Genomic DNA, 13093 nt, shown 5'->3' on the forward strand with positions numbered 1-13093 from the left:
ATGGCTATGGATGAGCTGGGCCTATTGCGCAGGCAGCTGGAGCGTGAGAAACGGGCGCGCAAAGCAGCCGAAGATATCGCGGAGCAAAAAACGAGAGAGCTTTATTACACCAACAATGAACTTAAGGACATTAACAATAATCTGGAGGAATTGGTCAAAGAACGGACAGCTGACCTGATCAAGGCCAGGGATGAAGCGATCGAAGCAAGCAAGATAAAAAGTCAATTTTTAGCCAATATGAGCCATGAGCTCAGGACTCCTCTTAATGCGATCATCGGCTATAGTGAAATGCTGGAGGAAGAGGCAACGGAGATTGGCGAGACTGCTTTTGCCGAGGACCTGAGAAAAATTCATTCCTCTGGTAAACACCTGCTTTCGCTCATTAACGACATTCTCGACTTATCGAAAATTGAAGCAGGCAAGATGGATATTTATCTGGAAGTGTGCGAGTTGGAGGGCTTCGTACGTGACGTCGCTGCAACTGTGGATCCGCTTATGAACAAGAACGGGAATCAGTTCGTTATCAATGGAATACCCGGATTCTTCCGGACGGATGTCACCAAGCTTCGTCAAATCATTCTGAACCTGTTAAGCAATGCATCCAAATTCACTACGAATGGTCGAATTCAATTGGATATTGGGCCTGCCGCCGAATCGGACAAATCTGGCCTGAGATTCCAAGTAACGGATAGCGGAATTGGTATGAGTCCAGAGCAAATGGACAAGCTGTTCGTAGCGTTTACGCAAGCAGATCTCTCTACTACACGCAAATATGGCGGTACCGGACTAGGACTTGCCATTAGTCAACGGTTCGCCGTCATGTTAGGCGGATACATTCAGGTCGAGAGTGAACTGGATAAAGGGAGCACCTTCACTGTCTGGCTCCCTTATTTGGAAGAAGAGACCGATCCTAACGATAATTTATTGGAAGTCTCCAATGATCCTATGAACGAAGGGGTCGCTAGACGCACCGTGCTTATTATCGATGATGATATCGATATGCTCAAGCTGCTGCAGCGTCACCTGCAGAGGGAGCGCTACTCGGTCCTGTTGGCTTTGAACGGGAAGGATGGCTTGCAGCTGGCCAGAGAACACAAACCCGATGCTATTCTGCTTGATGTGATGATGCCCGGGTTGGATGGATGGAGTGTGCTCGGTTCGCTTAAGAAAGAGACGGATCCAGAGATCGCTGCCATTCCCGTCATCCTGCTATCGATCACAGACGATCGCAAGCTTGGATATGCGCTTGGCGCAGCTGAATATTTGGTAAAGCCGATTCAACGAGACCGTCTGTTATCTGTGATCCATCAATACGTAACCCATCGCGAGGCCGGCTCCGTTCTAGTCATAGAAGATGACCTTCCTACTTCGGAAATGATGACGAAAATGCTGCAGCGTGAAGGTTATGAAGTAAGTCGTGCCGGTAATGGCCGAATCGCACTGGAGCAGCTGGCTACGGCTGTACCGCAGCTGATTTTACTGGATTTGATGATGCCAGAAATGGACGGATTCCAATTTGTCTCCGAGCTCAAGAAACATCCAGAGTGGCAGTCCGTGCCGATCGTTGTGATTACGGCCAAGACTATTACCCGTGAAGATCGGGACAGGCTGAATGGCCGAGTCTCTAATATCCTCGAGAAAGGACAGTCTTCCACCAATGATCTGCTTCGAGAGGTACACAGCCTAATCGTGCAATCCGACCGATCAGGCAGCAGTGAAGGAGAGTCTACCCATGACTAAAGTGCTTATCGTGGAAGATAACGAGATGAATCGCGATATGTTATCCAGACGTTTACAACGCAAAGGATATGAGATTGAGATTGCGATGGATGGCGAAGAGGGTGTCCGAAAAGCCTCTGAACAGCTGCCAGACTTGATCTTGATGGATATGAGCTTACCTGTTATGGATGGTTGGGCGGCAACCAAGCTTATCAAGTCCAACCCGGTAACACTTAATATTCCTGTAATTGCGCTAACCGCCCATGCTATGAGTAACGATCGGGAGAAAGCGTTGGAAGCCGGTTGTAACGACTACGACACGAAACCGGTTGATCTGAATCGATTGCTGCTTAAGATGGAGACACTGTTAGGGTCTCCTATGCAGTAAGCACTTGTCATGACTGGTTATGTTCCGTTAGGTGCATAGAAGAAGCCGCCTCCTTATGAAAAGCGGCTTCTTCCATCTTTTATATGCAGCCTCTCACTGGCATTCCTCCAGCCAGTCCCATCCGAAGCCGACGTGTTCCGATTTGTGAGAATCCGACCCGTACACGCAAGTCACACCCATCCCGAGAGCCTGATTGATGTACCACGCTGGTACATAAGCTTCCCCACATGTGGCCACACGCAATCCAGCTGTATTGACATCAAGTCCGACTCCTGTGCTCACCAGCATGGGCAGAATTTTTCCCAGCCTGGAGCGGATCTGGGCATCATCTATTGCAGGAAGAGCATGCTGAAATTTCTTAATCAGATTAATATGTCCGATTCTACGGTCACCTGGAAGGGTTGCCGCAAAGGCAATTGCTCGTTCCACATGATCGAAGTATTGTTCCACTACCCGCTCCATCGTGCCGTAATAGCTCAGAATATTCTCTTCAAAATCAGAAGGCTTGTAGTCGATGCAGCGCATTCCGCCTTTTCCGGGCAAGTAATGAACCGAAACGATCAAATCTTCAATCTGCGGGAGCACAGGCTCTAAGAAGCTATTCGTAAATGAAGTCGCTCCATCCAGATAATCCAGCTCCAGTCCCACTCTCACGTCAAGACGTCCAGCATAGCGCTGTTTATACTCCCTCACATATTGGATGTACGCTGGAAGCTCACTGCTATCCATGGCCAGCTCTCGCATCAGCACCGGGTCATCGATGTATCGATCCGGTAATGGAGGGTGTTCGGTTACACTGTATCGGGTAAATCCTTGCTCTATAGCTCGATCCAAATATTGATGCAGTTCATCCGGGTTGCCATGCTTGCAAAACTTCGTGTGCGTATGACCATCCCATTTCATAATCGCAGCCTTATTGCCCTTCCCCTCACTCATTCCTGATCCGCCTCTCTTCATCATTCCTGCACTGCTAACTGCCATTCATTATAGCATGGGAAAAGTGTTATAATGTAGGACATAATTAGCGAAGAAGGTGTAAGGTATGAGCTCCATTTTCCCAATAACGATCCATGACATTGAACAGTCCTGCGGGAAAACTTCCCTGAATCGCGGAATGGAATATTACAACTCGCGCAAAGTAAGCCCTATTACTTACTCTGCGGAAGATAAAATGTTTAAAGCCATCGTGCAAGGAAGCAAAGAGTACCTCGTCTTTGTAGACTTACACAGCGAGAGTTATATATATGGCACCTGCACTTGTTCAGCTTACGATCCCGGTCAGGACTATTGCAAGCATATTGCTGCTACCCTCTTCAAACTCATGAATACGAATCTCTCTGCTCTGACGGATGAAATGACTTCCGGCGTCTCCGTCAAAGATAAACAATTTGCCAATAGTGTTCTGTCGCTATTCGGGAGAACCGCCGCTGGACCTGCTGATTCCAAGTTTTTCGGCAAGCCTTCTGCTCCAAGTGCAGAGAAGCAGCAGCTCGAGGTTGAGTTTATTTGCAAAGCAACTACTTTTTCCACGCAAGCCGGTTTAATGACGATGGAAATGAAGCTTGGTCCCAAACGTATGTATGTGTTGCAGAAAATAAAAGATTTTCTCGACGCCTACGATAAGAGGAAACCATTCTATTTCGCCAAAAACTTCACTTATGATCCCTCCCAGCACACTTTCAAAATAACGGACATGGCGATCTTGGACGTATTGCGAGAGACTGTTCGCAATGAAGACGCTTATCGAACCGCATTCGGCAACCAATTCGGGCAAAGCTACTCCCTGCGCAATGATCGTTTGTTGTATTTGCCGCCGCATATGTGGGACAAGCTTGTGCCCCTGCTCACAAATGACAAAGTCCATGTATCCTTCGAGCACGGGCTGGCTTCCAGCTCCAAAGTAGAAATTGTGAATAGCGAGCTTCCGCTTCGTGTAGAACTCAGCAAGCCCGCGAGCTCTTATTACCAGTTGGATTTTGACAATCTGGATCGGATCGAAGTGATGGAGAAGTATGGGTATGTGCTCGCAGAGGGCAAGCTTTATCCGATGAAGGAAGACCAGCTCAGGCGTGTCTCAGAGCTTAAGAACAGTCTCCACTACGCTCCCTCGAAGCAAATCCGTTTTGAAACCGAGCAGATGGAAACGACCATTAATACCCTGATTCGAGGCTTACGGACAGTTAGCAGCGTTAATATTTCGAAGCAAATTGCAGAACGCATCGTAGACGTTCCTTTGCGCGGCAAGCTTTATCTGGATCGGGAAGAAGATACTTTGTACGCGAAGCTTGAGTATGCGTATGACGAGGTTACGATTAATCCCTTGGAGCCTGAGAAGGATTCGACCATAACGACGAATCGAATTCTAATGAGAGATGCCGTTCAAGAGAAGCAGCTCCTTGGTTATCTGGAGCATGCTGGATTTCGCAAGGAGGGAATACGGCTCTGGCTGGAAGAAGAAGACGCTGTCTATGAATTCCTCTACCACACGCTGCCTGTACTCGAGAAAATCATGGATGTCTATGCTACGTCAACATTCAGACCTATTATGCCTGCATCCGCTTCTGTTCCAAAAGTGTCCATTGATTGGGACGAGAAGACAAGATGGTTAGAAGTGAAGTTTGATCTAAACGGAATTGACGAGAAGGATATCAAGCAAGTACTGCGCTCTATGGTGGAAAAGAAAAAATATGTAAGGCTTCCAGACGGGTCTTTCCTCTCTTTGGAGCATGAAGGATTTCAGGAGTTGGCCCAGGTCATACAGGATATGGATATTCGCAAGTCCGACCTCAAAGGAGACCGGATGACACTGTCCGTAGCCCGCGGCTTCCAGCTGCTGTCCTCCGGCATAGATGTCTCGCGCAGCCTGAAGCTGGGGAGATCGTTCCGTCGGCTGCTCGACAATCTTAACAATCCGGACAGTCTGGAATTCCCTATTCCTTCCGAGTTGGACGGCACGTTGCGGGATTATCAGAAGTATGGCTTCCAGTGGCTAAAGACATTATCCCACTATAGGTTCGGAGGCATTCTGGCTGATGATATGGGACTCGGTAAAACGCTGCAAGCGATCGCCTTTATCTTGTCTGAAAAGGAGCAGATCCGTTCTGGCGGCTCTCCTGTCCTCATCGTCTGCCCTGCATCGCTAACCTACAACTGGCGCAATGAAATCGCCAAGTTCGCCCCATCGCTCCGGGCAGAAGTTGTAGCAGGAGCCAGACAAGAACGCTCGGAGCTCATCCAGTCATTGAGCGAGCAAGACGTGATCATCACTTCTTATCCTTTGCTTCGAAGGGATATGGACTTGTACGAGCCCATTCTGTTCCACACCTTGATTCTGGATGAAGCACAGGCCATTAAGAATCACACAACGCTTACTGCACAGACGGTGAAGGAAATCCGGGCGTCCCAACGATTCGCTCTAACCGGTACACCTGTAGAGAATTCACTCGAAGAGCTATGGTCAATCTTCGACGCCATTTTCCCTGAGTTGTTCATTGGCCGTCGAGCCTTCCAAGATCTTACTCGGGAGACCGTCGCAAGACGTGTGCGACCCTTCATCTTGCGCCGGATGAAGCGCGATGTATTGAAGGAGCTTCCAGACAAGATTGAGACGCTCCAGACCTCTGAGCTGACCGCTGAGCAGAAGAAGCTGTATATGGCTTATCTGGCCAAGCTGCGGGAAGAAACCGTTGAACACTTAAACGAAGCGGGCTTCCAGAGAAATCGGATCAAGATTCTTGCCGGCCTTACCAGACTGCGTCAATTATGCTGCCACCCAGCATTGTTCGTCGATGATTACGAAGGCGATTCAGGTAAGCTGGAGCAGCTGATGGAAATCGTGGAGGAAGCGCTGAGCAGCGGGAAACGCATTCTTCTATTCTCGCAGTTCACCGGCATGCTCAGTATTATTCGCAAGGAGCTGGAACAGCGCGGGGAGACGTGCTTCTACTTGGACGGTCAGACTCCAGCTGCCGAACGCGTGGAGCTGTGCCAGCGGTTTAATGACGGGGAGCAGGATCTATTCCTCATCTCGCTCAAGGCCGGAGGTACGGGACTGAACCTGACCGGAGCAGACACCGTCATCCTGTACGATCTGTGGTGGAATCCTGCGGTTGAGCAGCAAGCGACAGACCGCGCCCACCGAATTGGACAAACGAATGTCGTGCAGGTCATCCGACTTCTCGCTCAAGGCACAGTGGAAGAGAAAATGTACGAGCTGCAGCAAAAAAAGAAGGACTTAATCGACCAAGTAATCCAACCAGGCGAGGAGGCTTTGTCCTCCATGTCAGAAGCCGATCTTAGGGAGATTCTTATGATCTAATATCAACGCCACAAACCGGAGTATGTTTGCATTCTAAGAATAACCGTTGGAGAAGATCACTCCAGCGGTCTTTGGTGGTTGAGTTCAGTTAGGCGTGTGGGGGGCAGGAAGGTGGGCTACGATTGCTGTTGTGCCAGGGTTCCCTTGATTATGATGTTTAGAGGTAGGAACCCCACCACAAAGGCAACCACTTCGTTTCTCCGCTCCACCTTCCTACCCTTTTTTATTCGACTTTGGATGAGGAGCTCTACTTTAGTCCGCTAAAGAAATTCTATTATTTATTTGCCCTATCACTATAAAAAAAAGGGCAACCCCCTCGAATTAAATACTTTCTGATATATCAAAAAAAATCCCAACCACTTGTATAGTGAATTGGGATGTTGTACTAACTATGATGTTCATGACACTTGCTGTTCAATTACCGTTTTCCCGGGAACTTTGCGTACGATCAATCTGGAAATCCGCATATGATCAACTTCATCCACAGTCAGCATGTAATCCCCGAAAGGCACCTTCTGATTCTTCGTGGGAGGCATCTCGATCTGCGAGTATACCCAGCCGCCAATCGTATCGTAATCTTCCGTTTCTATCTCTGTGCCGAACATATCGTTGAATTCTTCGATTAGCAGCATTCCATCGATGGAATACGTATGCTCATCCTTTTTCTCAACCTTAGGTCGTTCATCGTCAAACTCGTCATGAATCTCCCCTACAATTTCCTCAAGGATATCCTCAAGTGTGACAAGTCCGGAAGTACCGCCGTATTCATCAATCAGCAGTGCCATTGCTGTGCGTTTCTTCTGCATTTTCTTGAGCAAAACACTGATGGACATAGACTCCGGTACGTTTAGCAACGGCCGCATAATTTCCTTGATATCATCAAGCTGACCGTTAGCTTTGAGTAAATCTTTTATATGAATAAAACCAATGATATTATCTTTGTCCGGGTCACATACTGGATAGCGTGTATGCATTTCAGTTATAGCGATTTCCTTGTTCGCTTCAAAAGGAAAATTCCCATACAAACAAACCATTTCGGTCCGCGGAATCATGATTTCTCGTGCACTGGTTTCGGAAAATTCGAAGATATTGTCGACTAACGCAAGCTCTGTGTTGTCAATGTAACCACTTTTGTTGCTTTCCTTCATAAGAATCCGGATCTCTTCCTCATTGTGCGCGGATTCGTGACCGGCATCCGGCTCGATTCCAGACTTGCGCAGCATCCAGTTAGAGGTTCCGTTCAAGGACCAAATAAGCGGGTACATCATCTTGTAGAATACCATTAACGGAATGGCTCCCCACAGTGTTACTTGCTCCGACTTGCGAATGGCATAAGTTTTGGGGTATTGCTCCCCAATCGTGATGTGCAAAGAAGTGATAATGGTAAAAGCGATAATAAAGGAAATCGTATGAATCACTGTTGGATGTAAACCAAAGCTAGTCAGTGCAGGGCCGATCAAATCAGCCACAAGCGGTTCCCCAATCCAACCAAGTCCGAGTGATGCCAATGTAATACCGAGCTGACAAGCTGATAAATAAGCGTTAAGATTGCCAATGATCTTCTGAGCGACCTTCGCTCTTATATCACCTTCTGATGCAAGCGCTTCAATTCTACTGCCACGTACTTTAATTACAGCGAATTCCACTGCAACAAAATAACCGTTCAACAACACAAGCACAAAAATAAAAATTAAATTTAAAAATAATCCGGGGTCAGGATCCAAATACACCCTATTGCCTCATTAAGGCAGATAGGTACACCTCCTTCAGGGAATTGTGAAACAAGACAGAATGATGTCTTTGACAACCATTATACCTTCTATCAAAAATGCCAGTCAAACCGTGAAACTCGGCGCATAATACGGCAGCAGCTAGTAAACCGCTCTCTGTTCCATAATGAATGCTTATAAATGCTTCCTATAACCGGTTTGGAGCGATTCAGAGCAAATTTCAACTGTAACCGCCGTTTTGTTAATATTGTATGGGGTTTAACTTGTATATTATGTCTTTTCTACCTCGACTTAAGTCCAGCATGGATGACGTTCCAAGGACGGTATGCATATTGGAATATTTGAGCTATGATTCTTTTATAAGATTGAAAAGCAAGCCTATGGACATGGGATCCATTGGCACAAGGAGGAGTAAGGAATAATGATTGCTACAAGAACAAATGCTAGAGAAAACGAAATGCAGCCCGGTTTCATTAGTTTATTCTTCTCAAGGATGGCCTATCTGCTGTTGGCCATGCCTCTTGGAATATTCAGCTTTACGGTTACAGTTGTGCTGCTTCTGCTTGGGATCGGCTTAATGCCGCTCGGCGTTGGTTTCTTCATTTATGTGTTCGCGCTTGGGGCGGCCAAGTATTTGTATCAGCTCGATACGGCTATGTTATCCCGAATCATTCGCAACCATGACCAGACCACAATTGAAGCACCTGAGTATCCCCCAATTGAATGGCGTCGTGTTTTCAAGGAAAAAGCTTACTACGAGCCCGTAGTGTACCATCTCTTCAAGCTTCCAATCAGTATCCTGCAATTCGCATCGGTTATTACCTTCAACATTTGCGGCTTCGCCTTGCTCTTCACGCCTGTTGTGTATCTAGTATTGGAAAGCTTCGGGATCCCGATGTACGATGATTCTGTACTCATTTTTTTATTCCCTGACATTACCCCTTATCAGCAATCTTTTGTGGGAACCGGTCTGGGTGTGGTGTTCTTGTTGATTGGTATCAGGATAACTCCAGCTTTGTTGAGAATGCCAACCGTATTACCGAAGCTTTGAAAAGGAGACCCGTCCGGTGAATCATCCGGACGGGTCTTGTTGGTTGACGTCGGCAGCCTATTCGCCAATCATCCGCTTGAGCTCCTCCAACTGGAACCCTTTTATGGCCTGATCGCCGATCACAGTCACCGGTATACCCAGGAAGCCCAGTTTCTCTACAGCTTCGCGTGCCTCCATATCGGTCATTACATCTTTCACTTCAAATTCAACACCTTCTGACGCTAAGAACTGCTTTACTTTCTCGCAGTCTGCGCAGCCTTGGGTGGAATATACTGTAGCGGTTGCAGCTCTCATCTCACTCATCCTCCATTTCTCCATCCTCTATATTATGCTCCATGCTTCACTCGATCACAAGCAGCTCCGCCTAGCCAAGCTAGAGCATTAGACGACGTTTTAAGCTTATACGGCTACTCCTTTCCGGTCTTTTCTTGCACCAACCGGATTAGAGCCAGATCAATTTCATCCAACGTCTCCAGTTCATCCTCTCCGTTCCAGTACATAATATCAGCGATTTCCTCATTGGGCTCGAACCGGCTTCGAGCGGTTACCTCTCCGGTGAATAGCGCGCCACACTCCCAACGAGAGTCGGGCATCAAGCAAAATTTCATCATACCAACGAATTTCAGCTCGTGAATCGACTGTCCTGACTCCTCCTCCAGCTCTCTTGCCGCACATTCCCGGAGGGTTTCACCGACTTCACGCTTGCCGCCGGGCAGCTCCCACTGCCCCCTCCATCTGTCGAATACAAGCAACACATCAGGTCCACTCGTAATAACCAATAACGCATGTGTAAGCGGGATGTCACCTGCGTATTCTTCCATCTCTGCTTCCCGGATTGCTTCAAATGCAACAAACCGGTCTCCCTTGCGATTCACTTCCAAGTCCATAACCATCCACTCTCCCTTTTATTAAGAACAACAAAAAGCCCAGCAGATAATAAATACCTGCTGGGCTCCTATATGAGCTCGCAGGTACAAACAGCCGAAGCGTTTGCACCCGCGGAAAGACCGAACGAGTTCAAACGCTTACGTATGATGATGATGAAGTTGAAGGAATCCGTTGATATACATGGGAACACCTCATTAGTTATTTGTACTAGGATACTTCATATGATTCGATGATGCAAGAAATATTAGGAAATGTTGGGCAGCACCAAGATCTGATCATAGTCTCCATCTCGAAACTCTTCGATAAAGTGGGTGGCGACTACAACGACCGCATGCTCAGCATATTCCTGAAGAAAACAGTGAATCGATCGTCTCTGTTCCAGATCCAGTCCCACATAAGGCTCGTCCATGATCAGGAAGCTAGGGCGGCCTAACATGGCTTGAGCAATCATCGCTCTGCGCTGCTGACCTTCGGATAGTTCTCTTAGCGGACGCTTCCCTGCATGTTCCAATCCCAATAATACAGTCACTCGTACAATTTCGTCCACTATCGCAGCGAAGTGTATACATTTGAGCTCTGCAATGTATCTCAGATATAATTCCAAGGTCATATCCTCATAGAGGGAAATCTCTTGGGGGACATATCCCATAGTGAGCTTGACCTCAAAAGGAGATAGCAACTCGCTTTCCTTTTCATAGTCTATATGGCCCCGTGAAAGCTTGTATGCGCTGCTCAATGCGTGCAGCAGCGTACTTTTGCCAGAACCATTAGGACCAATAACCGCATTCATGCCACGTGTTAACACAGCATTCAGAGGCCCGATTATCTGTTTGCTTCTCCCCGCTCGGAGGACTGCCCCATCCAGGGTAATTCTCATCCTCTAGACTCCTCCTGCCTTTTGAATACTAGCAATTTTCCATTGCACGAGCATGGCAAGCGCCACGATCAACGAGCCGCCGACTATCTTACTCATTGCCCACCCGTCCTCATAACGGCTACTGAATAAATAGAACACCCCAAGCTTGTCGTTTAATAAAAGTTGCACAGACCACACTAACAAGGAGGTTATGACGGCGGAAGATAGCTTCATATACAACATGGCCGTCAAAGCGACCAGGCTGGATACGCCTAATGGGATCAGCCAGTTCACGATCAGAATTCCGATCTCCCTTATGGAAGAATCGACAAGCAACGATGCTGCAAGCGCCAGAAGTACATTATAACCGACGATTAAGAGCAACCTTCCATAGATCAACTGTGCAGGCGAAATCGGCAAGCTTAGTTCCAAACGAAACATAGGAGTTCCATAGGAACGAAATGCAGCACATACCCCTATAGCCGCCACGGCCGGCACAATAAATATTAAGGGCTGCACCATATCCGCTTTCACGAAAATACCCGACCATCCGCCCAGCAGCAAAATAAAAGCAGATATTAGCCAGAAAGGTAAAGACAATAATCGGGTCTGGGACCGCACGACTCTCATAATTCGGAGTAATCGATTCCAAGTGCTTAATTCCCTTACTCTAGTACTGTGTTCGATGGTATGACTACGAGCTACCGATAAAGCATTCATGAGCCTTCGGGAGTCCTCCAGCGTTGGAGTTTCAATCGTGTACCGCTCCAGAGCATAAGTCACTTCATCAAGCTGGTCCTGAGACAAACTCTCCTCAGACCCCGTTTGGACACCGAGTTCCTTCCAGACCTCTATTGTTTTGTTATGGTAATTTCCTTTGCCTTTGCTAGTCATGAGCGTACGCTGCCTCCCTTCCTGGAGGGTTCCATTTGGGATTGTTCTTCTTCATTAAGCAATCTGTGAAGCTCGGCGAGACTTTGGTACAGCCTGGATTTCACTGTACTAAGTGGAATATCCAGCGTACGAGCGATCTCATCCAGCTTCAATTCCTGGTAAAACCTCAGAACAACAAGATTACGCTTCTCTGGATGTAACTGGAGCAGAGCCCCTATCACTCTCTCTCGATCTGCTTGCCGCTCAAAAATAGAGGTCACCGTATCACCAGACTTGAAATCGTGGCCGAGCTGTTCTTGGAGATGCTCGTTTTGTTCTTGCAGCTGTTCGTTCTTATAGGATGATTTGCGCCACAAATCCTTACATAAATTAGCAGCAATTCGGTATATCCATGGCTTGAGCTGATCAGGCAAACGACGCTTGCGGATCGACTCTATGACGCGCACAAAACATTCCTGAGTCAAGTCTTCCGCGAGCACCCTGGAGTTTAACATCCGATACAAATAAGCAAATATAGGAGCATGATAACGGACAATTAGACTTTCCACTGCCGACTCGCTTTTCGACCGTAATTCTATAAGCAATTGTTCGTCTGTCATGAACCCTCCTTCAATCCGCGGTTGAACAAGATCAAACTAAATACTACTATTCCAATGGTCAGGCTAAAGTACAACATCCGATTAGCATCTAAATGTTCTCCCATAGGGATCGTCGTCATAAATAAATTCCACTGTTTCGTTATGGACCCCCGCGATATACTCTCGATCGACCAATGAACAAGAGGAACCGCCAGGCCCGCCTTATCATTTCTGAAAAGCAACGTCGATAGTAACGCTAAATGACCAAGCCATAAAGACGGTATAAGCACCGCTGTTGTAAAAACGTCCCATGGGATTGCAAAAACCGTAAAATGAATGACCAAGAGTGAGCCGTAAAAGGATCCGAGCAATAAAATGATCCCGACCAACCATCTCTCGAACCATAATCGCAATCTATGGACAGGAAGTGAGAACAGCCACTTGAAAGTCCCCTCTTCCAGTTCTTCGGCGAACAATTGGGAGAAGATGAAGATGGCGATCAGGGAGAACCCTATCTCATATATCCCAGTCAAATGAATCTGTTCTACATCCTCCACGAATCCCAAGGGTACAAGATTTATAGAGATCAGGACCAGTACCGCAGCAAACGCTAGTGCAGCCCCAATCATACCCGACCAGACCAGTTTAAAATGCAACCAAAATCTTAGCAA

Annotated in this window: 12 protein-coding genes; 4 read left to right on the plus strand and 8 right to left on the minus strand. The window is 47.3% G+C overall.

Annotated features, from left to right (window positions below):
* Window positions 1-1740: a hybrid sensor histidine kinase/response regulator gene (locus AC58QD_RS07780; protein WP_497331746.1), complete on the plus strand. Its 1740-nt coding sequence runs from the start codon at window positions 1-3 to the stop codon at window positions 1738-1740.
* Complete coding sequence (locus tag AC58QD_RS07785) at window positions 1733-2107, plus strand: response regulator (RefSeq protein WP_497331748.1); 375 nt, start codon at window positions 1733-1735, stop codon at window positions 2105-2107. The genes AC58QD_RS07780 and AC58QD_RS07785 overlap by 8 nt, the downstream gene beginning before the upstream one ends.
* 93 nt (window positions 2108-2200) lie before the next feature.
* Here the strand turns inward: AC58QD_RS07785 and hisJ are convergent, their stop codons facing one another.
* On the minus strand, window positions 2201-3043 hold the full coding sequence (gene hisJ, locus AC58QD_RS07790; RefSeq protein WP_497331750.1) for a histidinol-phosphatase HisJ: 843 nt from the start codon (window positions 3041-3043) through the stop codon (window positions 2201-2203).
* A 106-nt stretch (window positions 3044-3149) separates the two neighbouring features.
* Here hisJ and AC58QD_RS07795 point away from each other — a divergent pair, with 106 nt between their 5' ends.
* The gene (locus AC58QD_RS07795; protein ID WP_497331752.1) at window positions 3150-6425 is read left to right on the plus strand and encodes a DEAD/DEAH box helicase; all 3276 of its coding nucleotides are present in this window, start codon (window positions 3150-3152) and stop codon (window positions 6423-6425) included.
* A gap of 398 nt (window positions 6426-6823) precedes the next feature.
* On the opposite strand, the gene AC58QD_RS07800 is transcribed toward AC58QD_RS07795, so the two are convergent.
* Complete coding sequence (locus AC58QD_RS07800; RefSeq protein ID WP_497332166.1) at window positions 6824-8149, minus strand: hemolysin family protein; 1326 nt, start codon at window positions 8147-8149, stop codon at window positions 6824-6826.
* A gap of 427 nt (window positions 8150-8576) precedes the next feature.
* On the opposite strand from AC58QD_RS07800, the gene AC58QD_RS07805 reads away from it, so the two are divergent.
* Complete coding sequence (locus tag AC58QD_RS07805; protein ID WP_497331754.1) at window positions 8577-9206, plus strand: sensor domain-containing protein; 630 nt, start codon at window positions 8577-8579, stop codon at window positions 9204-9206.
* A gap of 57 nt (window positions 9207-9263) precedes the next feature.
* Here AC58QD_RS07805 and AC58QD_RS07810 read toward each other — a convergent pair whose 3' ends face one another.
* From AC58QD_RS07810 to AC58QD_RS07835, 6 genes are all read right to left on the minus strand, one after another.
* Window positions 9264-9509 (minus strand): glutaredoxin family protein, encoded by a 246-nt coding sequence (locus AC58QD_RS07810; protein ID WP_497331756.1) that lies wholly within the window; start codon window positions 9507-9509, stop codon window positions 9264-9266.
* Window positions 9510-9613: 104 nt separating this feature from the next.
* Window positions 9614-10093 (minus strand): NUDIX domain-containing protein, encoded by a 480-nt coding sequence (locus AC58QD_RS07815; protein WP_497331758.1) that lies wholly within the window; start codon window positions 10091-10093, stop codon window positions 9614-9616.
* Window positions 10094-10338: 245 nt separating this feature from the next.
* Window positions 10339-10971, minus strand: a complete 633-nt coding sequence (locus AC58QD_RS07820) for an ATP-binding cassette domain-containing protein (RefSeq protein ID WP_497331760.1) — start codon at window positions 10969-10971, stop codon at window positions 10339-10341.
* Window positions 10972-10974: 3 nt separating this feature from the next.
* Entirely contained in the window at window positions 10975-11844 is an 870-nt protein-coding gene (locus AC58QD_RS07825) for a hypothetical protein (protein WP_497331762.1), read from the minus strand.
* Window positions 11841-12443 carry an RNA polymerase sigma factor gene (locus tag AC58QD_RS07830; protein WP_497331764.1) on the minus strand — a complete coding sequence of 201 codons (603 nt, stop codon included), beginning with the start codon at window positions 12441-12443 and terminating at the stop codon, window positions 11841-11843. Before AC58QD_RS07830 ends, AC58QD_RS07825 begins: the two co-directional genes overlap by 4 nt.
* Window positions 12440-13093, minus strand: a complete 654-nt coding sequence (locus AC58QD_RS07835; protein ID WP_497331766.1) for a hypothetical protein — start codon at window positions 13091-13093, stop codon at window positions 12440-12442. The genes AC58QD_RS07830 and AC58QD_RS07835 overlap by 4 nt, the downstream gene beginning before the upstream one ends.

The sequence above is a fragment of the Paenibacillus sp. J2R1T-4 genome (genome assembly GCF_059692235.1).